Genomic DNA, 25,890 nt, shown 5'->3' on the forward strand with positions numbered 1-25,890 from the left:
CATGACTGCGTTGAAATACCTCCAGGCCTATCCCGCGCAACTGCAGGATCAGGTGCGCCAACTGATTGCCGAACAGCGTCTGGGTGATTACCTGAGCCAGCGCTACCCGGGGCGCCACGATGTGCAGAGCGACAAGGCGCTGTACAGCTACGCGCTGGACCTGAAGCAGGAATACCTGCGCAACGCGCCGGCCATCGACAAGGTGCTGTTCGACAACCGCCTCGACCTGACCCACCGCGCGCTGGGCCTGCACACCACGGTCTCGCGGGTGCAGGGCGGCAAGCTCAAGGCCAAGAAAGAGATTCGCATCGCTTCGTTGTTCAAGGAGGCTGCGCCCGAGTTCCTGAAGATGATCGTTGTGCATGAACTGGCGCACTTCAAGGAATCGGACCACAACAAGGCTTTCTACAAATTGTGCGAACACATGTTGCCGGGGTATCACCAGGTCGAGTTTGATCTGCGGGTTTACCTGACGTGGCGGGATTTGCAATGAAGATCAAAAGATCGCAGCCTGCGGCAGCTCCTACACAAGATCGCATTCCAACTGTAGGAGCTGCCGAAGGCTGCGATCTTTTGATCTTTTAATTAACGGAGCCCATGCATGGACGTCAGCAAGACCAAAAGCAGCTTTTACCGGCGCCTGTACGTGGCCTATCTGATCGACAGCGGCCTGGCCCCAAGTGTGCCGGCGCTGACCGAAGTGACCGGCATGCCCCGGCGCACGGCGCAGGACACCATCGCGGCGTTGGCCGATCTGGATATCGTCTGCGAATTCGAACAGGAAGAGGGCGCGCGCAACCATGCCGGGCGCTATCGGATTCGTGAGTGGGGGGCGATTGATCGCGGGTGGATCGAGCGCAATCTGCGGCAGATCAAGGCTGTGCTGGAATATCCCTGAGTTTTGCAGTGCCTGAGCTGACACAATCGCTGGCAAGCCAGCTCCCACAAGGATCTCCAGCGAATACAGTTATTGTGAACAACCGCTGAACCTGTGGGAGCTGGCTTGCCAGCGATGAGGGCCTCAAGGACGACGCATGCCTATGTGCGGAATGTCATCCTCCAGGTATTCCTCACCCACCGCCTTAAACCCGTACCTGCCGTAATACCCCTGCAAATGCGCCTGCGCCGACAGGTAGATCGGCACCTGCGGCCAATGCTTCTCGGCCTGTTTCAGTGCGTGTTCCATCATCACATGCCCCAGCCCTTGACCCCGGCCCTGCGGTGCAATGATCACGCGGCCGATCACCACGTCACCGCCCTGGGACTCGGGGTCGAGCAGGCGCAGATAGGCCATCAACTGGTCGTCCTCCCAGCCCATGAGGTGATGGGTATCGCCGTCCAGATCCTGACCGTCGAGGTCCGGGTAGGCGCATTTCTGTTCGACCACGAATACGTCCGAGCGCAGCTTCAACAGTGCGTACAACTGCTCTTTGTTCAGATCGCTGTGATGTTTGCAGATCCACTCGATTGTCATCTTCCGGCTCCTTGAACGCTGTCGCCCGATACTAAGCGCACAGGCGCCGGATGTCTGTATGGCGGATGAGTCTGTGACAAAGGTCAAAATGCCATCATTCCTTTCTCGCGGCGGCGTGCGCTTTGTGTAATCTGCTGGAAAGCGCTGTGCACTGGCTTCAATGAGCTAATGTTAGGACCTGGGTTTCGCCGGTAAGGGGCCTTGGGGTTTTGACTGAAAACACGCCGGGCAGCCCGCCCGCTAAGGATTTTCAAGCATGCCGCGACTGCATCGAGCCTTTGCTTTGATCGGATTGCTCTTGCTGGCCCAGCCCGCCGCAGCGGAAAAGTTGCGACTGGTATTTGATATCTGGCCACCCTTTACCGACGACACGCTGGTCAACGGCGGTCTGGCCACCGACATCGTCAGCACCGCGCTGGCGCGGGCCGGCTATGCCAGCGATTACGAGCAGGTGCCGTGGGCGCGGGCGCTGCTGGGTGTCGGTGAAGGACGTTACGACGTGCTGGTCAACGCCTGGTACAACGACGAGCGCACCAGGCTCGGCCAGTTTTCCGGTGAATACCTGCTCAACCGCATTCGTTTTCTCAAGCGCAAAGACACACCGCTCGAATACAACAGCCTGGAACAACTGCACACGTATCCGATCGCGGTGGTGCGCGGTTATGCCTATTCGCAACCGTTCGACGCCGACACCGCGTTGCAGAAAGTCCCGGTGCACAACTTTGCGATGGCGGTGCGCATGCTGGCGGCGGACCGGGTCAAGCTGGCCCTGGAAGATGAGTATGTCGCGCGTTATTACCTGTCGCGCGAATCACCCAAAGTACGCAACGCCGTGGAATTTCTGCCCAAGCCGTTGAGCGAGAACAGCCTGCATATTCTGGTGAGCCTGAAGAACCCCGAGCATGAGCAGATTGTGGCGGGGTTCGACAAGGCGATTGCGGCGATGAAGGCGGATGGGAGTTATGACAGGTTGCTGCGCCAGCATGGGATGTGAGCATCTGATCCCGGAGTTGTGTTGTTGCTGATGCCCTCATCGCTGGCAAGCCAGCTCCCACAGGTATTGCGGTGTACACAAATAATGTGGGAGCTGGCTTGCCAGCGATAGGGCCAGTCCGGTCACCTTAAACTTCGCTGGTGTCCTTGATCAGATGCGCCGCCAGCGTGCGCAACGGCCCCAGTTGCCGGCAGATCAACGCCAGTTGCGTCTGCACCAACCGCTGCCCTTCATCGATCTCGTCCGGCATCTGCTCCAGCTCGTTGGCCAGCGCTTCCTCTTCGTCACTCTGAATCGCCACCGGTTGCTTGTTCGCCAGGCCTTGGGCGATGTCGTCGATGCTGGCGGCCAGTTTCACCCCGGCGCCGTCGATCAGGTGCTCGCGCACATCCGCCGGTAGCTGCGTCTCGCGGTGCGCACCCAGCCCGGACAGGTAACTGAGCAGGGTGTGCGACAGCACCAGAAAGCGGAAACCGACATCCGCTTCCTTACGGAAATGCCCCGGCTCCATCAGCATGTTCGCCAAGGTGGTCGACAGCGCCGCGTCGGCGTTGTGCGCATTGCGCCGGGCCAGGCGATAGGCGAGGTCGTCGCTTTTGCCGGCGGCGTATTGCTGCATGATCTGGCGCAGGTAAATGCTGTTGCAGGTCAGGGTGTTGGCCAGCACCTTGTTCAGGCGTCGGCCCTGCCAGTCCGGGAGGAACAGGAACACCGTCAGGCCGGCGATCAGGCTGCCAAGCAGGGTATCGAACAGGCGTGGCAGGAATAGCCCGTAGCCATCGCCGATCTGGTTGAAGCAGAACAGCACCATGATGGTGATCGCCGCCGTCGCCACGGTGTAGCGCGTGGTGCGGTTGGTAAAGAACACCACCCCGGCGGCGATGGCGAAGCACGATTGCACCAGCGGGTTGGGGAACAGATCGAACAGCGCCCACGCCACGGTCAGACCGATGGCGGTGCCAAGAATCCGCTGCCCGAGTTTGCGCCGCGTTGCGCCGTAGTTCGGCTGACAGACGAACAGCGTGGTAAGGATGATCCAGTAGCCCTGCGACGGGTGAATCAGGTGCACCATGCCGTAGCCGATACTCAGCGCCAGCGGCAGGCGCAGGGCGTGGCGGAACAGCAATGAGGTCGGTGTCAGCTGCGTGCGCAAGCGAATCCACACGTCCTTGAGGTTGCGCGGCGAGCGGTCGAGCAGGCTGCTGTCGGTGGCGTCGGCCAAAGCATCCGGGTTGCTTGCATCGCTGAGCAGACGGTCGAGGGTGCCGAGGTTGGCGGCCAGTGCACGCAGCGAACGCAGGAGGCCGCGCCACGCCGGGTTGCTCTGGATGCGCAGGTGTTCAAGGGAAGCGTCGAGGTCCGTCAGCGCTTCGGCAAAACTGGCGTCGTAGACGAACGGTTGGCGCATCTGGATCGATTCGGCCAGCGCGCGGCAGGCCTTGCCCTGCTGGCGCAGCAACCGCTGGCAGCGGAACAGCACGTCGCTGTGGAAGAACGCATCGGCCAGCGCGTTGTACGGATAGTGCGAGGAGCTGGCGCGTTCGTGGATGTCCTGAGCGAGGAAATACAGCTTCAGATAACGGCTGACTTTCGAACCCGGACGGCCGTTGCCGACCCGGTGCAGGATGATTTCCTTGGCGCTGTTCAGCGCCGCCACCACACGACCGTTTTGCTGCGCCAGTTCCAGCCGTCGTCCTTCGACATCCAGTTGGCGGATCGGCTCGAACAGCGAGGCTTTGAGCTTCAGGTAGAAACCCAGTTCACGGAACAACCGCGCCAGGCTCTGCTGCACCGGCTGGTTGGAAAACAGCGCCTGCCACAACACCGAGAGCAAGCCGTACCACGCCGCGCCGGCCACCAGCAGCATCGGTTCGTGCCAGAAATCGGTGACCGCGCCGCCGCGCTGATCCACGCCGATCATGGTGTACACCGACAGAATCAACGTCGCCGAAGCAATCGCGCCATAACGCTCGCCGAGCGCCCCGAGCATGGTCAGGCCGAAGCTGGCCAGTGCCAGGGCGATCGCGAATACAACGGGGTAGGGGAAGAGCAGTTCCACCGACAGCGCGGCGATACTGAAACACACCAAGGTGACCGCCAGCGCGTTGAGGCGGCCCTGCCAGCTGTCGTCGGTCTCGGCCAGGGCGCTGGCGATGATCCCCAGGAACAAGGGGATCAGCAGGCCCATTTCATCCTGATACCAGCACAGCGCCATGCTGCCGGTCAGGGCGATGAACACCCGCACGCTGTAGCTGAATTTATCCAGCGCCCACAGGCGCCGCAAAGACTGACGAAACGAGGTCGAGGACATGAAGTGCGAAGGCCTTCCGAGGCGATGCCGCTAAATTGAGCCAGTAATGACGCCGACGCAATGGCGCCGATCACATCTGACAGCAAAAAGTGTTCCTTGATCGCCCGCTGCCCCTGTAGGAGCTGCCGCAGGCTGCGATCTTTTGATCTGCTTTTCAAGATCAAGATCAAAAGATCGCAGCCTGCGGCAGCTCCTGCAGGGGAGGCGTGTTGTATCAGACGTACTGCGCGGCGGCGTAGCCGGAAGCCCAGGCCCACTGGAAGTTGAAGCCGCCCAGATGCCCGGTGACGTCGAGCACTTCGCCGACAAAATACAGCCCCGGGCTTTTCAGCGACTCCATGGTCTTGGACGACACTTCGCGGGTGTCGACGCCACCCAGCGTGACCTCGGCGGTGCGGTAGCCTTCGGTGCCGGCCGGGACGACTTTCCAGCTGCCGAGTTTGTCGGCGATCTGCGCCAGTTCGGCGTGGGTGTACTGCTTCATCGGTTTGGAGACGAACCAGTTGTCCGCCAGCAGGTTGGCCATCTTCTTGGTGAAGATTTCGCCGAGCAGGGTTTTCAGTTCGCTGTTCGGGCGTTCGACCACTTGCTGTTGCAGCCAGGCGGCGGTGTCGTGATCCGGCAGCAGGTTGATCTCCACGGTGTCGCCCGGCTCCCAGAACGACGAGATCTGCAGAATCGCCGGGCCGCTGAGGCCACGGTGGGTGAACAGAATGTTTTCGCGAAAGCTCTGGTCGTTGCAGCTGACCAGACAATCCACCGACGTACCGGACAGCTCGGTGCAGAGTTCCTTGAGCTGGTCGGTGATGGTGAACGGCACCAGCCCGGCGCGGGTCGGCAGCAGTTCATGGCCGAATTGCTTGGCCACCTGATAACCGAAACCGGTGGCGCCCAGCGTCGGGATCGACAGCCCGCCAGTGGCGATCACCAGCGATTGGCACTGCAACTGGCCGAGGGTGGTGTCGAGCAGGTAGCCGCTTTCGATCTTTTCGATGGTCTGGATCGAGGTGTCCAGGTGCAGCTCGACGCCGACTTGATCGCACTCGTCGAGCAGCATGCCGAGGATGTCGCTGGATTTGTTATCGCAGAACAGCTGGCCGAGTTTCTTCTCGTGATACGGCACGCCGTGCTTGGCGACCATGCCGATGAAATCCCACTGGGTGTAGCGCGCCAGAGCCGATTTGCAGAAATGCGGGTTACCCGAGAGGAAATTGGCGGGTTCGGTGTACATGTTGGTGAAATTGCAGCGGCCACCGCCGGACATCAGGATTTTCTTGCCGGCCTTGTTCGCATGATCAAGCAGTAACACCTGACGCCCACGCCCGGCGGCGGTCAGTGCACACATCAACCCTGCGGCGCCAGCGCCAATGATCACGACTTCGGTAGAGCGCAAAACGGTGTCCTCTGAAATATCACCACAAAACGAGCTGTTGTAGGAGCTGTCGAGTGGAACGAGGCTGCGATCTTTTGATCTTGCTCTTTAAAAACAAAGTCAAAAGATCGCAGCCTGCGGCAGCTCCTACAGGGTTGTTCTTACAAAACGCGAACGCGCAGCGAACGGCCCTTGATCTTGCCGTTGTTCAGGCGCTGTAGCGCCTGCATGACCACGGTGCGCTCAACTGCCACATACGACTGGAAATCGAAGATCGCGATCTTGCCGACCTGCGCGCCCGGGATGCCGGCGTCGCCAGTCAGTGCGCCGAGAATGTCGCCCGGGCGGACCTTGTCCTTGCGCCCGCCGGCGATGCACAGGGTGCTCATCGGTGGCTGCAGCGGGGCGCCGCCCTGGGACTTGAGGTTGTCGACCTGATCCCAGTTCAGCGGAGCTTTCTGCAGTTGTTCGATGGCTTGCGCGCGATGCGCTTCGGACGGTGCGACGAGGCTGACCGCAATGCCTTTCTCGCCGGCACGACCGGTACGGCCAACGCGGTGAATGTGGATTTCCGAATCGCGGGCCAGTTCGACGTTGATCACCATGTCCAGCGCATCGATGTCCAGGCCACGGGCGGCCACGTCGGTGGCGACCAGTACCGACGTACTGCGGTTGGCGAACATCGCCAGCACCTGATCGCGGTCACGCTGTTCCAGATCGCCGTGCAGGCCGACGGCGGAAATGCCTTTGGAGGTCAGGTGATCGACGGTTTCCTGCACTTGCTGCTTGGTGAAGCAGAACGCCACGCAGGAAGCAGGGCGGAAGTGGTGCAGGACCTTGGTCACTGCGCTCATGCGCTCTTCCGGGGAAATCTCGTAGAAGCGCTGCTCGATCTGGGTGTCGTCGTGGAACGCTTCGGCTTTCACCGTTTGCGGGTCGCGCATGAATTTCGACGCCAGTTGCTTGATGCCCACCGGGTACGTGGCGGAGAACAGCAGGGTCTGTCGGCGCGCCGGGGTTTTTTCGATGATGTCTTCGATGGCGTCGTAGAAGCCCATGTCGAGCATGCGGTCGGCTTCGTCGAGGATCAGCGTGTTCAGGCCGTCGAGCACCAGCGAACCCTTGCGCAGGTGTTGCTGGATACGCCCCGGGGTGCCGACGATGATGTGCGCGCCGTGCTCCAGCGAAGCGATCTGCGGACCGAACGACACGCCGCCGCACAGGGTCAGGACTTTGATGTTGTCTTCGGCACGGGCCAGACGACGGACTTCCTTGGCGACCTGGTCGGCCAGCTCACGGGTCGGGCAGATCACCAGCGCCTGGCAACCAAAGTAGCGCGGGTTGATCGGGTTCAGCAGGCCGATGCCGAACGCGGCGGTCTTGCCGCTGCCGGTCTTGGCCTGGGCGATCAGGTCCATCCCCTTGAGGATCACCGGCAAGCTCTGCGCCTGGATCGGCGTCATCTGGGCATAACCGAGGGATTCGAGGTTAGCCAGCATGGCGGCGGACAGCGGCAGAGTATTAAAAGCGGTGGCGATGGTGGTCACGGGACTGGCCTGCAAAACAAAATGTCGCGCAGTGTAGCAGCCCCGTGTCACTTTCCTCGAAAGTTCTGGACGAACAGTGCCTGAACCCGAGGCGAGAGGGTTCAACTGTGGTGAGTGGATTCATCTGTGGTGAGGGGATTTATCTGTGGTGAGGGGATTTATCCCCGATGGGCTGCGAAGCAGCCCCAAAAGAGGCTGATGCAGTAGTAAGGCAGATATAGGGGGCGCTGCGCACCCCATCGGGGATAAATCCCCTCACCACAAAAGCATTCACAAAACATGACACTGTCTAGTGTTCGATGTGTTCGTCGGGATGTTCATCCGGGCGTTTGGCCCGGCGACCGTCCTCTTTCGACAGTTGCGAGAAAATCGTCGCCGCCAGCATCGCCATCACCCCGACGGTAACAAACGTCAGCTGGAAGGCCCCCAGCACGGTTTCCACGCCGTCGTTGCCGATCTCCGCCGTAAACCCGCCGAGCAACGCACCGGCACAGGCCACGCCCAGACTCAGCGACAACTGCGCCACCACCGACAGCAAGCTGTTGCCGCTACTGGCACTGGCATCGTCGAGGTCGATCAGCGTTACGGTGTTCATCGCGGTGAATTGCAGCGAGTTGATCGCCCCGAGAACCGCCAGCAGGCACAGCAGCAGCCAATAAGGCGTCTGCTCGCTGACCAGGCCCATGCTCGCCAGCATGATCCCCAGCGCCAGGGTGTTGCCGGTGAGCACGATGCGATAGCCAAGGCGTTCGATCAGCGGGCGCGCCATCCACTTGGCGAACATCGCCGCAGCGGCCAGCGGCAGCATGCTCATCCCCGCCTGCGACGGCGAATAGCCCAGCGCCACTTGCAGCAGCAACGGCACGAGGAACGGCAGGGCGCCGCTGCCGAGACGGGCAAACAGGTTGCCGATGATCCCCACCGCAAAGGTGCGCGTCTTGAACAGCGATGGAGAAAACAGTGGATTGTCGACACGCCCGGCGCGCAACCAGTACGCCGCCAGACAGGCCAGACCGCCGAACAGCAGCAACATAACCCGCAGGTGCGGCAAGTGCAGTTCGCCCAGACCTTCCATGGCGATGGTGATCAGGATCATCGCCGCGCCAAACAGCAGGAAACCGAGGCTATCGAAGCGCGTGCGCTCGCTGCCGCGCAGGTCGGGAATGAATTTCCACACCGCGTAGCAGCCGATGGCGCCCACCGGCAGGTTGATCAGGAAGATCCAGTGCCACGTCAGGTATTGCACCATCCAGCCGCCCATGGTCGGGCCGATCAGCGGGCCGAGCAGGCCGGGAATGGTGATGAAGCCCATGATCCGCACCAGTTCCGAACGCGGGTAGGCGCGCAGCACCACCAAGCGTCCGACCGGCAACATCAGCGCGCCGCCCAGACCCTGAATCACCCGCGCGCCGACCAGCATGGTCAGGGTGCTGGACAAGGCGCAGAGCAGCGAGCCGACACTGAACAGCAGGATCGCGCCGAAGAAGATCTTCTTGGTGCCGAACCGGTCGGCGATCCAGCCCGAGGCCGGAATCAGCAGGGCGACCGTGAGCATGTAGGCGATGACCACGCCTTGCATGCGTAACGGGTCTTCGGCCAGATCCCGGGCCATGGCCGGCAGGGCGGTGTTGAGGATGGTTCCGTCGAGGGACTGCATGAAGAAAGCGATAGCGACGACCCACGGCAACCAGCGGGCGGTGATGGCGTCGAGAGGCGGGCGTGTGGGCATGGAACCTCTGAGAGTGTGGGTCAGGCGGAACACTACCCTGTGGGAGCTGGCTTGCCAGCGATGGCGGACTTTCAGACAAAGTATGTTGAATCTGATGTCCTCATCGCTGGCAAGCCAGCTCCCACAGGTTTTTGCGGTGTTACAGGGTCAAGGTCAGTCGGCTCACCAGCGCCCCCGGCAGCAACGCCGACGACGTATTGCGCTGGCTATACGTGCTCGCCGACAGCAGCAACTCGCGCTCGGCGGTCAATGCTTCCAGTTGCGAACCCAGCAGGCTGTAGGCGCTGTCGTCGAAACGCATGGTGCTGACCGGCGCCTGAATCTCGCCGTTCTCGACCCAGAAAGTTGCGAAGCGAGTCATGCCGGTCAGGCGCGCTGCCGGTTGATCCGAGTAGTTCAGATACCACAGGTTGCTGATGTACAGGCCGGTGCCCAGCTGTTTGAGAATCTCTGCCTGTGACAGATTACCCGCCGCCATGTTCAGCGCACTCGGTGATTCACCGCCGCTGGCACCGTTGGCGGTCAGGCCGTATTCCGCCGCACTGCGCGAACCCACCAGTTGATCGCCGGCCTTGCCTTCGATGACCAGCCGCAGATCGCTGCGCGGGTAGCCTTCGCCAGAAAACGCCGGGCTCAACGAGCCGCTGACTTTTTCATCCAGTGACACCAGCGGGCTGAACGTCTGATCACCGACATACAACTTCTGCAGCGGGCTGCTCTTGCTGGCGATCGACTGCGCGGAAAATCCGCCCCAGCTGAGCATGCCCATGATTTCTTCCAGCGCCGCCGGCGCCAGGTACGCGCGGTATTGCCCCGGTGCCAGGGTGCGCAACGGTCGACCGAGAAACGCCAGTTGCTCGCGTGCCTGCTGGAAGCGGCGGGCGAAGCCTTCACTGCTCCATTCGTGCCCGGCGTAGCTGGCCTTTACCGCTTCGCCGTTTTCGTGGAACAGGCTGAAATCGAAGTTGAAGCTGTTGGCCTGATGCCAGCCAAACGCCCCCGAGGAGCTGGCAAAACCACGGCTGATCGGGCCGGCGGCATAGAAACCGACCAGATCCAGCCCTTCAGCGGCGGCGCAGATTTCTTCCACCACCTGCTCGGTGTCCGGCAGCGGATGTTCCTGCACGTTGTTGCTCTGCCAGCCGTTGTGGTTGAGCAGCAGGTACGGATCCTGTGGCAGCAGCGGCAGGGTTTCGCGCAGTTGTTGCAAGCCTTCGGCGAGGCGTTGCAGGTCGGCTTCCTGGTCACCGGACAGGGTGATGTGCAGGTCGGCGTGGCGGCCGTCGTTGATCAGCTTCAGCCCGACATCGGCTTGCTGCACCTGACCGGCCTGACGCACCTTGGCGTGGTTGAAACGCACGAACGCCGAGGATTCGGCGGCATAGCTGAGGGTGAATTGTTCCGGCTCGCGGACGCTGTCGCGCAGCCAATTGACCATGACCTTGAAGGCGTCGGACTGACTCTTCGAAATGCTCATCAGGCGTCTCCCCCAAACACATCAACGTTGCTGAATACGCAGGCCGGCGAAGCGTGGCCGACGCGGATCACCTGGTTCGGCTCGCCCTTGCCGCAGTTTGGCGTGCCCAGCACCATCCGGGTGCCGGCATCGCCGACCGCGCGCAGACTCTTCCAGAAGTGCGCGGAAATGCCTCGGTAATTCGGATTTTTCACCACACCCTTGAGTTCACCGTTTTCGATCAACTGACCCCACTCGCAACCGAACTGGAATTTGTTGCGTGCATCGTCAATCGACCATGAACGGTTGGTGCTCATCAGAATGCCATGCTCGATGCCGCTGATCAGTTGCGCCAGCGACTGATCGCCCGGCTCGATGTTGAGGTTGGCCATGCGGTCGATCGGCGGCCGGTTCCAGCCGCAGGCGCGACTGTTGGCAACCCCGTCGAGACCGGCGCGGAACTGCGAGAGCGCGCCGCCCAGTGGCCGCAACAGCAAGCCTTCGCGAATCAGGAATTGCTTGCTGGCTTGTGTGCCGTCGTCATCGTGGCCGTAGCTGGCCAGCTCTTCGGGAATGTCCGGATCGAAGGTCACGTTGAGCAGCTTCGAGCCGTATTGCAGGCTGCCGAAGTCGCTGGTTTTGACGAAACTGGTGCCGGCGTAATTGCGTTCGTCACCGAGGATGCGATCCAGCTCCAGCGGGTGGCCGATGGACTCGTGGATCTGCAGCATCATCTGGTCCGGCATCAGCAACAGGTCGCGCGGGCCTTGCGGGGTGTTCGGCGCGAGCAGCAGTTGCAGGGCCTGATCGGCCACTTTCGGGCCGGCGCCGACCAGGCCGCAACGGCTGATGACGTCGGCGCCACCCTGCTGGCCGAAGTTCTCGCGACCGAGGGAGCGGGTCTGGCTGTCGTTGCCGTCGTAGGCCGTGACATCGAGGCCCGGATAGACGAAGCGCTGGGCCTGGCGCAATTCGGCGCCGGCGCTGCTCAGGTAGATCTGTTCGACGTGGGTGATGCCGATGCTCGCTTCCCAGTTCACCAGGCGCTCATCCTTTGGCACCGAGGCGGATTCCGCGCCGAGCAGCTCGAAGCATTCGCTCAGGGACGGGAAGGGTTGTTCGAGGTTGGGCGAAAAGTAGTCAGCGCGATCGCTCGACACCGGCTGGTCGCGCAGGTCGAGCAAGGCGTGGGGCTTGAGGCGCCGGGCGTGTTGTTCAGCGCGATCAAGGGCGGCTTGCAGGCCTTGCTGCGACAGGTCGTTGGTGGCGGCGTAAGCCTCGACGCCGTTGACCCGCACAGTGAGCATCGCGCCTTCGTCACGGCTCAGGCTGGGTGGCTCGGCGACGTTCTTGCGCACCGACAGGTACTGGCCGGACTCGCGTACATACCGCAGGGAAAAAAACTCGGCGCCCGTGCGCAAGGCAGCGAAGCGCTGCTTGAGCTGGGGGTGGAAATCGAACATTCGGGAACCTCCTTGTTATGGAGTTGCGGGTGACGCGATTCGGCGGGGAGGGGTGAAACGGTTGCGCGAGGTCTAGAGTAGGCCTGCGTGGGGGTAGGATCAAGTGAAGAGGGGGTGTAGGAGGATTTACTGTGCAGCAGGGAGATGGATGCTGATTTGCAGGGCCTCATCGCTGGCAAGCCAGACTCCCACAGGTTTCTCGGTGACCACAATATCTGTGAGCGACGCAAAACCCTGTGGGAGCTGGCTTGCCAGCGATTAGCCGTGACGCGGTATCAAGTCTTACTGAGCCGCCGGGGTGATATCACGCATCGGCTTGCCCTTCACCGGCGCACCGCCAGCAACGTAGTAGGCAGCATTGCTGCGCGGCAGTGGCTTGCGGCCACGGATCTTGTCGGCGATTTTCTCGGCCATCATGATCGTCGGCGCGTTGAGGTTACCGGTGGTGATGATCGGCATGATCGAGGCGTCGACCACACGCAGGCTCTGCATGCCGTGCACGCGACCTTCGCCATCCACTACGGCCATGTCGTCGGTGCCCATCTTGCACGAGCAGGACGGGTGGAACGCGGTTTCGGCGTGCTCGCGGATGAACTTGTCCAGCTGCTCATCGGTTTGCACCTCGATGCCCGGGCTGATTTCGCGGCCACGGAAGGCGTCCAGCGCAGGTTGTTGCATGATTTCGCGGGTCAGGCGGATGCCGTCACGGAATTCCTGCCAGTCCTGCTCGGTGGCCATGTAGTTGAACAGGATGCTCGGGTGCTGACGCGGATCCTTGGACTTCAACTGAATGCGACCACGGCTCGGCGAACGCATGGACCCCATGTGCGCCTGGAAGCCGTGCTCTTTCACACCGTTGCTGCCGTTGTAGTTAATCGCCACCGGCAGGAAGTGGTACTGGATGTTCGGCCACTCGAATTCCGGACGCGAACGAATGAAACCGCCGGCTTCGAACTGGTTGCTGGCGCCGATGCCGGTGCCGTTGAACAGCCACTCGGCACCGATGGCTGGCTGGTTGTACCAGAGCAGCGACGGGTACAGGGAAACCGGTTGGGTGCAGGCGTATTGCAGGTACAGCTCAAGGTGGTCCTGCAGGTTTTCACCGACGCCCGGCAGGTCGTGGACCACCGGGATGTCGAGGCTTTCCAGCAGTTTTGCCGGGCCGACACCGGAGCGCTGCAGAATCTGCGGCGAAGCGATGGCGCCGGAGCACAGCAGGACTTCTTTGCGCGCTTTGGCTTCAACGCGCTCTTCCGCCGAACCGACCAGGTAACGCACGCCGACCGCACGCTTGCCTTCGAACAGAATCTTGTCGGTCAGGGCGTGGGTGACGATGGTCAGGGTCGAGCGCTTTTTGGCAACGTCGAGGTAGCCACGGGCGGTGGAAGCACGACGGCCGTTCGGCGTCACGGTGCGGTCCATCGGGCCGAAGCCTTCCTGCTGGTAGCCGTTCAAGTCTTCGGTGCGCGGGTAACCGGCCTGCACGCCGGCTTCAACCATGGCGTGGAACAGCGGGTTGTTGCCCGCCTTCGGCGTGGTCACGCTGACCGGGCCGTCGCCACCGTGGTAGTCGTTCGGGCCGATGTCGCGGGTTTCCGCTTTGCGGAAGTACGGCAGGCAATCGAGGTAGGTCCAGTCTTCCAGGCCTGGCAGTTTCGCCCAGCCGTCGTAGTCCATCGCGTTGCCACGGATGTAGCACATGCCGTTGATCAGGGAGGAACCGCCGAGGCCCTTGCCGCGACCGCATTCCATCCGGCGACCGTCCATGTGCGGCTCCGGATCGGTTTCGTACGCCCAGTTGTAGCGACGGCCCTGCAGCGGGAACGCCAGCGCGGCCGGCATTTGCGTGCGGAAGTCGAAACGATAGTCCGGGCCGCCGGCTTCGAGCAGCAGAACAGTGACGCCTTCGTCTTCAGTCAGACGGGTCGCCAGGGTGTTACCGGCCGAGCCGGCACCGATGATGATGTAATCGAATTCTTGGGACATTGAATGCACCCTCTTTAGATGTGGTCAGGCAGGACCTCAGCGAGTGCTGCGCACTCGAATCGCTGGCAAGCCAGCTCCCACAAGGATTGGGAGTAGCCACAGACTTGAGGGACGACTCCAAACCTGTGGGAGCGGGCTTGCCCGCGAAGAGGCCCTCGCAGGCAATACAAGACTCGGGTCTTAGAACACCGAGACGTAATCGCCCAGCTCGACCTGTACCGATTTGATGCGTGTGTAGTTGGTCAGCGAGCTGATGCCGTTTTCACGACCCACGCCCGACTGCTTGTAACCGCCCACCGGCATTTTTGCGTCGGACTCGCCCCAGGCGTTGATCCAGCAGATACCGGCTTCCAGTTGATGAATCACGCGGTGCGCGCGGTTCAGGTCTTTGGTGACGATACCGGCGGCCAGGCCGAAGTCGGTGTCGTTGGCGCGGCGGATCACTTCTTCTTCGGTCTCGTAGGAGAGGATCGCCATCACCGGGCCAAAGATTTCTTCACGGACGATGGTCATGTCGTCGGTGCAGTCGGTGAACACGGTCGGCGCGACGAAGGCGCCTTTGGCGAATTCGCCGTCGGTCAGACGCTCGCCGCCGCACAGGACGCGGGCACCTTCTTCTTTACCCTTGGCGATGTAACCCAGCACGCTTTCCATATGGGCGAAGCTGACCAGCGGGCCGAAGTTGGTGTTTTCGTCTTCCGGGTTGCCGATGCGGATGCGCGCGACGCGCTCGACGATCTTGGCTTCGAAAGCAGCTTTCAGGTGGCTCGGTACGAACACGCGAGTACCGTTGGTGCAAACCTGACCGGAGCTGTAGAAGTTGGCCATCATCGCGGTGTCGGCGGCGCGATCCAGGTCGGCGTCGTCGCAGATGATCAGTGGCGACTTGCCGCCCAGTTCCATGGTCACGTCTTTCAGCGACGAAGCCGAAGCGCTGGCCATGACTTTCTTGCCGGTGTCGGTGCCGCCGGTGAAGGAGACTTTCTCGATGCGCGGGTGTTCGGTCAGCCAGGTGCCGACTTCACGGCCGCTGCCGGTCAGGACGTTGAACACGCCGTTTGGCAGGCCGGCTTCGGTGTAGATCTCCGCCAGTTTCAGAGTGGTCAGCGAGGTGACTTCGCTTGGCTTGAAGATCATCGCGTTACCAGCGGCCAGGGCCGGTGCGGATTTCCACAGCGCGATTTGGATCGGGTAGTTCCACGCGCCAATACCGGCAACCACGCCCAGCGGCTCGCGACGGGTGTAGACAAAGGACGTGTCGCGCAGCGGAATCTGCTCGCCTTCGATCGCCGGCACCAGGCCTGCGTAGTATTCCAGCACGTCGGCGCCGGTGACGATGTCGACGTATTTGGTTTCGGAGAAGGCTTTACCGGTGTCCAGAGTTTCCAGAGCGGCCAGCTCATCGTTGCGCTCGCGCAGAATGTCGACGGCGCGACGCAGAATGCGCGAACGCTCCATGGCGGTCATCGCGGCCCAGATTTTCTGGCCCTTTTCAGCGCTGACCACGGCGCGCTCGACGTCTTCCTTGGTCGCACGTTGCACTTGGGCGAGGACTTCACCGTTCGCCGGGTTGATGGCTTCGAAGGTGGCATCGCTGCCAGCGTCGGAGTACGCGCCATCGATGTAGAGTTTTTGCAGTTCGAAACGGGCCATAGTGTCCTCGCAAGTGCATTGGTGGTTGGCGTTTTCCACCGCGATCAGGCTGCGGTGGCGTTCAGGGGCCGAGCGTTTTCTGTGTGCTCTAGCTCACCTTCTTGGCCAATTGGAAATCCATGTATTCGTAAGCGATCTGTTGCGCCTGCGCCGTGTCGAAAGCGTCTCCCGACAGCGCGCCGCGCAACCACAAGCCGTCGATCAACGCTGCCAGTCCACGCGCGGCGCTGCGCGCATCTTCGAGCGGCAACACACGGCGGAACTCGCAGCACAGGTTGGAATACAGACGGTGATCGTTGATCCGCTGCAACCTGTGCAAAGACGGCTGGTGCATGCTGGTGGCCCAGAAGGCCAGCCAGGTTTTCATTGCCGGGCCATTGACCTGGCTGGCGTCGAAGTTGCCTTCGATGATCACCTGCAGATGCGCCCGTGGGCTGCTGTCTGCCAGCGCCTGACGGCGCGCGGTGACGCTCTCGCTGAGGGCGGTCATCAGGTACCGCATCGTGGCGGCGATCAGGCCATTCTTGTCCTGAAAATAGTGACTGATGATGCCATTCGAGACACCGGCCAAACGGGCGATCAGCGCAATGCTGGCGTCCCCCATTCCGACCTGATCGACGGCCTGCAAAGTGGCTTCGATCAGTTGTTGGCGGCGGATGGGTTGCATACCGACCTTGGGCATCTTGCACATCTCCTTAGGCCTTCCGACGGGCGATGAACGCCGATCGGATTGAGGGCCAGTCTATTTTGTTTTGATTGAACGTTCAATCAACAAAGAATAAGATCTGCGACAAATCGTCGCTGCCTACAGATTTTTCCTACGTGTAAGTGGCGATAAAACCGACATCCGAAATGCTCGAAACCTGCGTGGGGCATGGCGCGGTTCGCGATTCGATGGACGTGTTGAATGGGCAAGACGCTCAGGGCCAGGTTTCGGATGAACGTCCGGACCTCGGCCACGAAAGCGATTCGCAGCGCCATTTCGGCAGGTTCGGGCTTTTTTCGGGGTGTCTTTATATCACCCGCCGGTCGGCTGCCAACTAACCGATTGGTCGGGTTCCGTGTTGCCTTGTGTTCTTCTCTCGCACTGCCTGGAGCATTTGTGCCATGAGTTCTGCCTCGCTTATAAAGACCCCGCCCGAGAAGGTGACGGTCAACGGTTGGGTGTTCTACACCTCTACCGCGCTGATTCTGTTGTTGACCGCCATTCTGATTATCGCCCCGCAAGAGGCCGGCAGAATGTTGGGTATGGCTCAGGCCTGGTTGTCGCGCAGCTTCGGCTGGTACTACATGGTGGTAATCGCCGCTTACCTGGTGTTTGTGGTGGGCCTGGCGTTTTCCTCCTACGGCAAACTCAAACTGGGCAGCAAGGACGACACCCCGGATTTCAGCTACGGCGCCTGGGCGGGGATGCTGTTCTCGTCGGGTATCGGTATTTCGCTGCTGTACTTCGGCGCCTCCGAGCCGCTGGACCACTACTTCAATCCGCCGGAAGGCGCATCGGCTACCAACATGGCCGCGCGTCAGGCGGTGCAACTGACTTTCCTGCACTGGGGCCTGCACGGCTGGGCGATCTACGCACTGGTCGGTCTGGCCGTGGCGTACTTTGCCTACCGTCATAACCAGCCATTGGCACTGCGTTCGGCGCTGTACCCACTGGTCGGCGAGCGTTGGGTCAAAGGCGCGGCCGGTCACGCGGTGGACGGCTTCGGCATGTTCGTGACCCTGCTGGGTCTGGTGACCAACCTGGGGATCGGCTCGCTGCAAGTGTCCTCGGGCCTGGAAAACCTGTTCGGCATGGAACACAGCAACACCAATCTGCTGATCGTGATCATCGTGATGAGCACCGTGGCGACCATCGCTGCCGTGTCCGGTGTGGAAAACGGCATTCGTCGTCTGTCCAACCTGAACATCGTGCTGTTCAGCGGCCTGCTGATTTTCGTTCTGCTGTTCGGCCCGACCCTGCACCTGCTCAACGGCTTCGTGCAGAACATCGGCGACTACCTCAATGGCGTGGTGCTGAAGACCTTCGACCTGTACGTCTATGAAGGCGACAGCGCCAAGTCCGACCGCTGGCTGGGCCTGTGGACCCTGTTCTACTGGGCGTGGTGGATTTCCTGGGCACCATTCGTCGGCATGTTCATCGCGCGTATTTCCCGTGGCCGTACCGTGCGTGAACTGGTCGCTGGCGTGCTGCTGATCCCGCTGGGTTTCACCCTGGCGTGGCTGTCGATCTTCGGTAACTCGGCACTGGACCTGGTGATGAATCAGGGCGCGGTCGAACTCGGCAAGACGGCGCTGGAACAGCCGTCGATGGCGATCTACCAGTTGCTTGAGCACTACCCGGCGTCGAAAGTCGTTATCGGTGTGTCGATCTTCGTCGGTTTCGTGCTGTTCCTGACCCCTGCCGACTCCGGCGCGGTGATGATGGCGAATCTGTCCTGCAAGGGCGGTAACGTGGATGAGGATGCGCCGCACTGGCTGCGGATCTTCTGGTCGGTGGTGATCACGCTGGTGACCATCGGTCTGCTGTTCGCTGGTAACTTCGAAGCCATGCAAACCATGGTGGTGCTGGCCGGTCTGCCGTTCTCGGTGGTGCTGGTGTTCTTCATGTTCGGCCTGCACAAGGCCATGCGCCAGGACGTGCAGATCGAACAGGAGCAGGCGCAACTGGCTGAGCGCGGTCGTCGTGGTTTCAGCGAGCGTCTGACGCAACTGGATCTGCAACCGAGCCAATCGGTGGTGCAGCGCTTCATGGACAAACACGTGACCCCGGCACTGGACGACGCTGCTGCACAACTGCGTGCACAGGGTCTGGAAGTGCAGACGCTGCTGGGCAAATCCAAGCGCTGCATGGGCGTGCGCGTCGAGATGGAAGAAGGCAACCCTTTCGTCTATGAAGTGAGCCTGGACGGCTACCTGGCGACCCCGACCGAATCGGCCCAGTCCGATGAAGCGCGCCCGCGTTACTACCGCGCCGAGGTGTATCTGCACAACGGCAGCCAGGACTATGACCTGATGGGCTTCACGCAGGATCAGATCACACGCGATGTGCTCGATCAGTTTGAAAGCCATCGGCAGCTCCTTGGCCGGGTGTATAGCTAAACAGCAAGTGCGCGGTGTTTCAGTCTGAAGCACCGCGTTGTTCCTTTAAAAGATCGCAGCCTTCGGCAGCTCCTACATGGATCGCATTCCCCCTGTAGGAGCTGCCGAAGGCTGCGATCTTTTGCTCTTCAAACAAAAACGCCGCGATCCTCTCGCGGCGTTTTCGTGTCCGGGGTGTTTACCCCAGGTTCTTGCCCAGCAAGGCGTGATACAGCTCGCTGTCGCCCAGAATCCCCACCACATGGTTGTTGTCGTGCAGCACCAGTTTGTTGCCGGTCTGGTAGCGGATTTGCAGCGCGTCACGCATGCCGATGTTCGAGTCCACCAGTGTTGGCTTGCGCTCCAGGCCTTCCACCGCTTGCCCCGGTGCCCAGTTCTGCAGGTTCAGCACCGAACCGTTCTGCCGCGCGCCCTTGATGGTGTTGCCTTCGGCCAGGTCCAGCCACGAATCGCCACCCGGGTCGAGACACACCGAACCGTTGATGCGTTTGCAGTTGTCCAGCGTGCGCATCAGGCTGCGGCCACACAGGACGTTGAGCGGGTTGGTGTGGGCCACGAAAGTGCGCACATAGTCGTCCGCGGGGTTCAGCACGATCTCTTCCGGCACGCTGTACTGGATGATCCGGCCGTCCTTCATGATCGCGATGCGGCTGCCCAGTTTGAGCGCCTCGTCGAGGTCGTGACTCACAAACACGATGGTCTTGCTCAGCTTGCGTTGCAGTTCCAGCAGTTCGTCCTGCAGGCCTTGGCGGATCAGCGGGTCGAGTGCCGAGAACGGTTCGTCCATCAGCAGAATGTCGGCGTCCATCGCCAGCGCCCGCGCCAGGCCCACACGCTGCTGCATGCCGCCGGAGAGTTCATCGGGTTTCTTGTTGCGCCACTGGGTCAGGCCCACCAGTTCAAGCTTGTCGTCCACCAGTTTGCGCCGTTCCTTCTCCGGGCGACCCTGCATCTCCAGACCGAAACTGATGTTCTCGCGCACCGTCAGCCACGGCATCAGGGCGAACTTCTGGAACACCATGGCGATGCGTTTGGTGCGCATCATCTTCAGCTCGGCCGGGGTGCACGAGGCGATGTCGATCTGCTTGCCTTCGTGCTCGACGAACAGCTTGCCGCGACTCACGGTGTTGAGGCCGTTGATGCAGCGCAGCAGGCTCGACTTGCCAGAGCCAGAGAGGCCCATCAGTACGCAGATCTCGCCCTTGTTGATGTCCAGGCTGGCCTTTTCCACGCCGACGATCTGCCCGGTCTTTTTCAGGATCTCGTTGCGCGTCATGCCCTGATCCAGCAGCTTGAGTGCCTCGCGTGGATCCTTGGAGAAGATTACGTCGACGTCTTCGAAGCGAATTATGCTCATGCGTCACCCCCTACTTTGGCGTCGGGTTGTTTGCAGATACGGTCGAGCATGATCGCCAGCAGTACGATCGCCAGGCCCGCTTCGAAGCCAAGGGCGATATCAGCAGTGTTCAGTGCGTTGACCACCGGTTTGCCGAGTCCGTCGGCGCCCACCAGTGCCGCGATCACCACCATCGACAGCGACAGCATGATGCACTGGGTGATGCCGGCAGCGATGCTCGGCATGGCGTGAGGCAGTTCGATCCGTGAGAGCAATTGGCGACGCGAGCAGCCGAAGGCCTTGCCGGCGTCCATCAGTTCTTGCGGGACATCGCGGATGCCCAGGTAGGTCAGGCGGATCGGCGCAGCGATGGCGAATACCACCGTGGAGATCAGGCCCGGCACCACGCCCAGCCCGAAGAGGGTCAGGGTCGGAATGAGGTAAACGAAGGTCGGTACGGTCTGCATCAGATCGAGTACCGGCCTCATCAAAGTGTAGAACATCGGCTTGTGCGCGGCGACGATGCCCAACGGCACGCCGATGACCACGCAGACCAGGGTCGCGAACATGACCTGGGCGAGGGTTTCCATGGTTTCCTGCCAGTACCCCAGATTGAGGATCAACAGGAACGAGGCAATCACAAAAACAGTCAGCCCCCATTTGCGCTGGATGAAATGCGCGAGCAGGGCGATGAGGCCGATCAAGACAAAAGGATTGAACCAGGTAAGCGCAAACGTCACGCCGTGGATCATCGTTTCCAGGGTCACGGCGATTGCATCGAAAGTGCTGGCGCCGTGTTGCGTCAACCATTCGACGAAGCCCGCGATGTACTGGCCTAAAGGGATTTTCTGATCAATCAGCATGGTAGTGAACGTCCGCATGCAAGGAATAAACAGCCCGGGCGAGCGAACTCGCCCGGCGTAAGGCAATTACTGTGCGAGCTTGGCTTTCACGGCTTCCAGGCCAGGTTTACCGTCAATGGTGGTCACGCCAGCGAGCCAGGTATCGAGCACCTGTGGATTCTTTTTCAGCCAGGCCTTGGCGGCCGCTTCAGGCTTCATCTTGTCGTCGAGGATGTTGCCCATCAGCTCGCTTTCCATGTCGACATTGAACTCCAGGTTTTTCAGCAACTGACCGACGTTGCTGCATTCGGTGGAGTAGCCCTTGCGGGTGTTGGTCGCCACGGTGGCGGCACCGAAATCAGGGCCGAAGAAGTCATCGCCGCCGGTCAGGTATTGAATCTTGAAGCGCTTGTTCATCGGGTGCGGCGCCCAGCCGAGGAAGACCACGGCGGTGTCGCGTTTCTGCGCGCGATCAACCTGCGAGAGCATGCCCGCCTCGGACGATTCGACGACTTTGAAACCGGCGTCCTTCAGACCGAAGGCGTTCTTGTCGATCATGCTCTGGATCAGGCGGTTGCCGTCGTTGCCAGGCTCGATGCCGTAGATCTTGCCATCGAGCTCTTTCTTGAATTTGGCGATGTCGGCGAAGTCATGCAGGCCCTTGTCATACAAGGCTTGCGGCACGGCGAGGGTGTACTTGGCGCCCTTGAGGTTGGTACGCACGGTTTCCACGGTGCCGGCATCGCGGTAGGCCTTGATGTCGTTTTCCATGGTCGGCATCCAGTTACCGAGAAACACGTCCATGTTCTTGCCGTCGGCCAGCGACTTGTAGGTCACGGGCACGGAAATCATGGTGGTCTTGGTCTTGTAGCCGAGGGCGTCGAGCACCACCGACGTGGTGGCGGTGGTGGCGGTGATGTCGGTCCAGCCGACATCGGAGAAATTCACGGTACTGCACTGCGCCGGTTCTGCGGCTTGAGCCAGTAACGGCAGACTCAGCATGGCGGCCAACAACAACGACGGGGAACCTTTCATGGATGGACTCCTTGGTGTTTTTTTTGGCAGTGTTCCGACTGTGGACCACCGCACTTATAGGTTGCGGTTGGATGGCGTTCTGGAGACAGCTCTACCACGGCGCCTTGCAATCGAGTCATAACGATCATGTACCAGTGAAAATCTGACGCCTACAGGGTGGGTCGTATCCAGTACAGGGATGGTCGCATCCAGTGTCAGTGACGTCGTTTACAGCTTTTTTCTGCCCCGTTTGGCCATCTGAACCGCATAAAAACGGCGAAAACAGGGGAGGAAACCGGCACGGCGTTGGTGGGCATGAGTGCGTCGGTGTCAGACGCCGGGCGACCTGACAAAAGCCTGATGATGCGGGCATTCCGGCGGATCGCAGCTTGAGCGTAGCAGCTCCGCCAGCGGGCGCCTGACGCCCGGGAACGGCATCCTCAGGAGCTTCGCAGCAATGGCTATCAGCGTTTTCGACCTGTTCAAGATCGGCATTGGCCCGTCCAGTTCCCACACCGTCGGCCCGATGCGCGCCGCCGCCCTGTTCGTGCAATCGCTGCGCGACCGGCACCTGCTCGAACAGGTGCGGCGTATAGAAGTGCAACTGTTCGGCTCGCTGTCGGCCACCGGCATCGGACACGGCAGCGACAACGCGGTGATCATGGGCCTGATGGGCGAGTGGCCGGACGCAATCGACCCGTCGCAGATCGGCCCGCGCATTCAGGCGCTGCGTGAAACCCACACCCTTCTATTGGACGGCCGCTTGTCGGTGCCGTTTGTCTGGGCTCGCGACATGCGCCTGATCGACGAGAACCTGCCGTTCCATCCCAACGCCATGACCCTGATTGCCGAAGGCGATCACGGCGAGATTCATCGCGACACCTACTATTCGGTCGGTGGCGGTTTTGTGGTGGATCAGGTGCAGGCATCCAGCGGCGTGGTCGATCTGGATCGCACCGAATTGCCTTATGACTTTTCCAGCGCGGTGGAGCTGCTGCAGCTGTGCAAACAGAACAACCTGCGTGTCGCCGAATTGATGATGGCCAACGAAAAGGTCTGGCGCAGCGAAGAGGAAATCCGCGCCGGGCTGATGAAGCTGTGGCGGGCAATGCAGGATTGCGTCGAGCAGGGCCTCAAGCACGAAGGCATCCTCCCCGGCGGCCTCAACGTGCGACGGCGTGCGGCGAAATTGCATCGCAGCCTGCAGGAGTTGAACAAGCCCAACGTGATCGGCTCGACCCTCAGTGCCATGGAGTGGGTCAACCTGTTCGCCCTCGCGGTCAATGAAGAAAACGCGGCGGGCGGGCGCATGGTTACCGCACCGACCAATGGCGCGGCGGGGATCATCCCGGCGGTGTTGCACTACTTCATGAAGTTCAGCGAAGCGGTCACTGACGCCAACGTGGTCGACTACTTTCTGGGGGCGGCGGCGGTGGGCATTCTATGCAAGAAGAACGCCTCGATTTCCGGTGCCGAAGTCGGCTGCCAAGGCGAGGTCGGATCGGCCTGCGCGATGGCGGCAGCGGGGCTGGCGGAGATCCTCGGCGCGACGCCTGAGCAATTGTGCAACGCGGCGGAAATCGGCCTGGAACATAACCTTGGCCTGACCTGCGACCCGGTCGGCGGCCTCGTCCAAGTACCGTGTATCGAGCGCAATGCGATTGCCGCGGTGAAGGCGATCAACGCGGCGCAGATGGCCTTGCGTGGCGATGGTCAGCACTTCATCTCGCTGGACCGGGTGATCCGCACCATGCGCGATACCGGTGCCGACATGCATGACAAATATAAAGAGACCTCGCGGGGTGGGTTGGCGGTCAGCGCCGTAGAGTGCTGACACCGGGATGTCCTGTGGCGAGGGGATTTATCCCCGATGGGCTGCGAAGCGGCCCCAAATCCTGCAATCGAGTGTTGCCTGACACACTGCGGTGAATGGTTTACGGCTGCTGCGCAGCCGATCGGGGATAAATCCCCTCGCCACAGGATTTATGTTTGGATTGGAAATCTGGAGCGCCAGACCAGTCAAAACTGCTCACCAAGTGAACACGCCAAACAAATCACGCCACCTTTTAGCGCGTCGCAATCAGATAAGAGTCTTTCACACCCACAGCGCACCCTTCGCGCCGCCTACCGTCCGTCACCCGTGCCTGCGGTGACACTCTGAAACACCCCCGCGCAAGCCTGTTCCCACAAGTGCTACCGATCTGCTCACAGGCAACGGGGCAGGGCTTTCACCGCCGCTGATGGCACTTCGAAATACCTTTCGTCGGACGGCTCGTATAGACACGTCGCGACGTCGTTTTCAGGAGTTATTGAACAGCCATTCAATTTTAGGCATGGCAATTGCTCTGTCATAACAAAGCCCGTCTCCCACGCGAGAACGCGGCAATAACAAGAGCCTCCGCCTGAGGCCATCACCCGCTTTGTGTGAGGAGATACCGCGATGACGTCGTTCAACTCCGGGGCCCAACCCCAGAACCGTGCGCCTCAATCCATCGGCTTTCTGCTGCTGGACAATTTCACGCTGATTTCCCTGGCCTCCGCCGTAGAACCACTGCGCATGGCCAACCAATTGTCCGGTCGCGAGTTGTATCGCTGGAGCACCCTCACCGTCGATGGCGGCCAGGTATGGGCCAGTGACGGTCTGCAAATCACCCCTGACGCCTCCATGCACAAAGCCCCGCCCCTGGACACCGTGATTGTCTGCGGCGGCATTGGTATTCAACGCACCGTGACCCGTGAACACGTGTCATGGCTGCAGAGCCAGGCGCGTCAGTCCAAGCGTCTCGGCGCCGTGTGCACCGGCAGCTGGGCTTTGGCTTGCGCCGGGCTGCTCGACGGTTTCGATTGCAGCGTGCACTGGGAATGTCTGGCGGCGATGCAGGAAGCTTTCCCGCGCGTGGCCATGAGCACGCGCCTGTTCACTCTCGACCGTAACCGTTTCACCAGCTCCGGCGGCACCGCGCCACTGGACATGATGCTGCACCTGATCAGCCGCGATCACGGTCGTGAACTGTCCGCCGCAATCTCGGAGATGTTCGTCTACGAGCGCATCCGCAACGAGCAGGATCACCAGCGCGTGCCGCTCAAGCACATGCTCGGCACCAACCAGCCGAAGCTGCAGGAAATCGTTGCGCTGATGGAGGCCAACCTCGAAGAGCCGATCGACCTCGACGAGCTGGCGGTGTATGTCGCCGTGTCGCGTCGACAGCTGGAGCGGCTGTTCCAGAAATACCTGCACTGCTCGCCGTCGCGCTACTACCTCAAGCTGCGCCTGATCCGCGCGCGGCAGTTGCTCAAGCAAACGCCGATGTCGATCATCGAAGTCGCGTCGGTCTGTGGATTCGTGTCGACGCCGCACTTCTCCAAGTGCTACCGCGAATACTTCGGCATTCCGCCGCGTGACGAACGCGTAGGCTCCAACACCACCCAGCAAGTGGCGATGCTGCCGCTGCCGCAGGCGATCGTGATGTCGCCGCTGTCGGGGCCGATGTCGGCGTTGAGTCAGGCGCGTAATGAGTCGACGTTTGCCAGCGTAAGGCTGTAAAGCAAAGATCGCAGCCTGCGGCAGCTCCTACAGGGAATTGCATTTTCAACTGTAGGAGCTGCCG

The 25,890-nt window shown here is 61.2% G+C and carries 19 protein-coding genes; 6 read left to right on the forward strand and 13 right to left on the reverse strand.

Going from position 1 to position 25,890, the window contains the following annotated elements; translation table 11 throughout:
• Window position 1: 1 nt before the first annotated feature.
• Together DBR18_RS01460 and DBR18_RS01465 are read left to right on the forward strand one after the other, a co-directional pair.
• Window positions 2-493, forward strand: coding sequence for a M48 family metallopeptidase (locus tag DBR18_RS01460; protein ID WP_003229006.1), 492 nt, complete (start codon window positions 2-4; stop codon window positions 491-493).
• A 108-nt stretch (window positions 494-601) separates the two neighbouring features.
• Window positions 602-898 carry a helix-turn-helix domain-containing protein gene (locus DBR18_RS01465; RefSeq protein WP_003229005.1) on the forward strand — a complete coding sequence of 99 codons (297 nt, stop codon included), beginning with the start codon at window positions 602-604 and terminating at the stop codon, window positions 896-898.
• Window positions 899-1,021: 123 nt separating this feature from the next.
• Here DBR18_RS01465 and DBR18_RS01470 read toward each other — a convergent pair whose 3' ends face one another.
• Window positions 1,022-1,474 (reverse strand): GNAT family N-acetyltransferase, encoded by a 453-nt coding sequence (locus DBR18_RS01470; protein ID WP_108588995.1) that lies wholly within the window; start codon window positions 1,472-1,474, stop codon window positions 1,022-1,024.
• 256 nt (window positions 1,475-1,730) lie between these two features.
• On the opposite strand from DBR18_RS01470, the gene DBR18_RS01475 reads away from it, so the two are divergent.
• A complete protein-coding gene (locus DBR18_RS01475) occupies window positions 1,731-2,468 on the forward strand; it encodes an ABC transporter substrate-binding protein (RefSeq protein WP_108588996.1) in 738 nt (245 codons plus the stop codon).
• A gap of 127 nt (window positions 2,469-2,595) precedes the next feature.
• Here the strand turns inward: DBR18_RS01475 and yccS are convergent, their stop codons facing one another.
• From yccS to betI, 9 genes are all read right to left on the reverse strand, one after another.
• Window positions 2,596-4,779, reverse strand: a complete 2,184-nt coding sequence (gene yccS / locus DBR18_RS01480; RefSeq protein ID WP_108588997.1) for a YccS family putative transporter — start codon at window positions 4,777-4,779, stop codon at window positions 2,596-2,598.
• Window positions 4,780-4,993: 214 nt separating this feature from the next.
• On the reverse strand, window positions 4,994-6,172 hold the full coding sequence (locus DBR18_RS01485) for an NAD(P)/FAD-dependent oxidoreductase (protein WP_108588998.1): 1,179 nt from the start codon (window positions 6,170-6,172) through the stop codon (window positions 4,994-4,996).
• Between the two features lie 140 nt (window positions 6,173-6,312).
• Window positions 6,313-7,698, reverse strand: a complete 1,386-nt coding sequence (gene dbpA / locus DBR18_RS01490; RefSeq protein WP_007962660.1) for an ATP-dependent RNA helicase DbpA — start codon at window positions 7,696-7,698, stop codon at window positions 6,313-6,315.
• Window positions 7,699-7,987: 289 nt separating this feature from the next.
• Window positions 7,988-9,427, reverse strand: a complete 1,440-nt coding sequence (gene mdtD / locus DBR18_RS01495) for a multidrug transporter subunit MdtD (protein WP_108588999.1) — start codon at window positions 9,425-9,427, stop codon at window positions 7,988-7,990.
• A gap of 139 nt (window positions 9,428-9,566) precedes the next feature.
• Window positions 9,567-10,904 (reverse strand): TldD/PmbA family protein, encoded by a 1,338-nt coding sequence (locus DBR18_RS01500; RefSeq protein WP_108589000.1) that lies wholly within the window; start codon window positions 10,902-10,904, stop codon window positions 9,567-9,569.
• Complete coding sequence (locus DBR18_RS01505; RefSeq protein WP_108589001.1) at window positions 10,904-12,346, reverse strand: TldD/PmbA family protein; 1,443 nt, start codon at window positions 12,344-12,346, stop codon at window positions 10,904-10,906. Before DBR18_RS01505 ends, DBR18_RS01500 begins: the two co-directional genes overlap by 1 nt.
• Window positions 12,347-12,628: 282 nt before the next feature.
• Window positions 12,629-14,332 carry a choline dehydrogenase gene (gene betA / locus DBR18_RS01510; RefSeq protein ID WP_108589002.1) on the reverse strand — a complete coding sequence of 568 codons (1,704 nt, stop codon included), beginning with the start codon at window positions 14,330-14,332 and terminating at the stop codon, window positions 12,629-12,631.
• 180 nt (window positions 14,333-14,512) lie between these two features.
• A complete protein-coding gene (gene betB / locus DBR18_RS01515; RefSeq protein WP_007962649.1) occupies window positions 14,513-15,985 on the reverse strand; it encodes a betaine-aldehyde dehydrogenase in 1,473 nt (490 codons plus the stop codon).
• Between the two features lie 88 nt (window positions 15,986-16,073).
• A complete protein-coding gene (betI, locus tag DBR18_RS01520; protein ID WP_108589003.1) occupies window positions 16,074-16,667 on the reverse strand; it encodes a transcriptional regulator BetI in 594 nt (197 codons plus the stop codon).
• Between the two features lie 425 nt (window positions 16,668-17,092).
• Between betI and betT the strand changes: the two genes are divergently transcribed.
• On the forward strand, window positions 17,093-19,090 hold the full coding sequence (gene betT / locus DBR18_RS01530; RefSeq protein ID WP_108589005.1) for a choline BCCT transporter BetT: 1,998 nt from the start codon (window positions 17,093-17,095) through the stop codon (window positions 19,088-19,090).
• A gap of 178 nt (window positions 19,091-19,268) precedes the next feature.
• Here betT and choV read toward each other — a convergent pair whose 3' ends face one another.
• The 3 genes from choV to DBR18_RS01545 form a co-directional block, all read right to left on the reverse strand.
• Window positions 19,269-20,447 (reverse strand): choline ABC transporter ATP-binding protein, encoded by a 1,179-nt coding sequence (gene choV / locus DBR18_RS01535; RefSeq protein ID WP_025108532.1) that lies wholly within the window; start codon window positions 20,445-20,447, stop codon window positions 19,269-19,271.
• Window positions 20,444-21,289: a choline ABC transporter permease subunit gene (gene choW / locus DBR18_RS01540; protein WP_007962645.1), complete on the reverse strand. Its 846-nt coding sequence runs from the start codon at window positions 21,287-21,289 to the stop codon at window positions 20,444-20,446. Before choW ends, choV begins: the two co-directional genes overlap by 4 nt.
• 66 nt (window positions 21,290-21,355) lie before the next feature.
• Entirely contained in the window at window positions 21,356-22,303 is a 948-nt protein-coding gene (locus tag DBR18_RS01545; RefSeq protein WP_007962644.1) for a choline ABC transporter substrate-binding protein, read from the reverse strand.
• A 436-nt stretch (window positions 22,304-22,739) separates the two neighbouring features.
• Between DBR18_RS01545 and DBR18_RS01550 the strand changes: the two genes are divergently transcribed.
• Window positions 22,740-24,116: an L-serine ammonia-lyase gene (locus DBR18_RS01550; protein WP_108589006.1), complete on the forward strand. Its 1,377-nt coding sequence runs from the start codon at window positions 22,740-22,742 to the stop codon at window positions 24,114-24,116.
• A gap of 606 nt (window positions 24,117-24,722) precedes the next feature.
• On the forward strand, window positions 24,723-25,826 hold the full coding sequence (locus tag DBR18_RS01555) for a GlxA family transcriptional regulator (RefSeq protein ID WP_007949927.1): 1,104 nt from the start codon (window positions 24,723-24,725) through the stop codon (window positions 25,824-25,826).
• Window positions 25,827-25,890 lie beyond the last annotated feature (64 nt).

The sequence above is a fragment of the Pseudomonas sp. HMWF021 genome, assembly GCF_003061005.1.
Taxonomy (GTDB): domain Bacteria; phylum Pseudomonadota; class Gammaproteobacteria; order Pseudomonadales; family Pseudomonadaceae; genus Aquipseudomonas.

Coding starts and splice junctions, on each gene's coding strand:
- choV (WP_025108532.1), bottom strand. CDS start 20,447: ATGAGCATAATTCGCTTCGAAGACGTCGACGTAATCTTCTCCAAGGAT.
- betI (WP_108589003.1), bottom strand. CDS start 16,667: ATGCCCAAGGTCGGTATGCAACCCATCCGCCGCCAACAACTGATCGAA.
- DBR18_RS01545 (WP_007962644.1), bottom strand. CDS start 22,303: ATGAAAGGTTCCCCGTCGTTGTTGTTGGCCGCCATGCTGAGTCTGCCG.
- mdtD (WP_108588999.1), bottom strand. CDS start 9,427: ATGCCCACACGCCCGCCTCTCGACGCCATCACCGCCCGCTGGTTGCCG.
- betT (WP_108589005.1), top strand. CDS start 17,093: ATGAGTTCTGCCTCGCTTATAAAGACCCCGCCCGAGAAGGTGACGGTC.
- betA (WP_108589002.1), bottom strand. CDS start 14,332: ATGTCCCAAGAATTCGATTACATCATCATCGGTGCCGGCTCGGCCGGT.
- choW (WP_007962645.1), bottom strand. CDS start 21,289: ATGCTGATTGATCAGAAAATCCCTTTAGGCCAGTACATCGCGGGCTTC.
- DBR18_RS01470 (WP_108588995.1), bottom strand. CDS start 1,474: ATGACAATCGAGTGGATCTGCAAACATCACAGCGATCTGAACAAAGAG.
- DBR18_RS01550 (WP_108589006.1), top strand. CDS start 22,740: ATGGCTATCAGCGTTTTCGACCTGTTCAAGATCGGCATTGGCCCGTCC.
- DBR18_RS01555 (WP_007949927.1), top strand. CDS start 24,723: ATGACGTCGTTCAACTCCGGGGCCCAACCCCAGAACCGTGCGCCTCAA.
- betB (WP_007962649.1), bottom strand. CDS start 15,985: ATGGCCCGTTTCGAACTGCAAAAACTCTACATCGATGGCGCGTACTCC.
- DBR18_RS01475 (WP_108588996.1), top strand. CDS start 1,731: ATGCCGCGACTGCATCGAGCCTTTGCTTTGATCGGATTGCTCTTGCTG.
- DBR18_RS01500 (WP_108589000.1), bottom strand. CDS start 10,904: ATGAGCATTTCGAAGAGTCAGTCCGACGCCTTCAAGGTCATGGTCAAT.
- DBR18_RS01505 (WP_108589001.1), bottom strand. CDS start 12,346: ATGTTCGATTTCCACCCCCAGCTCAAGCAGCGCTTCGCTGCCTTGCGC.
- DBR18_RS01460 (WP_003229006.1), top strand. CDS start 2: ATGACTGCGTTGAAATACCTCCAGGCCTATCCCGCGCAACTGCAGGAT.
- DBR18_RS01465 (WP_003229005.1), top strand. CDS start 602: ATGGACGTCAGCAAGACCAAAAGCAGCTTTTACCGGCGCCTGTACGTG.
- yccS (WP_108588997.1), bottom strand. CDS start 4,779: ATGTCCTCGACCTCGTTTCGTCAGTCTTTGCGGCGCCTGTGGGCGCTG.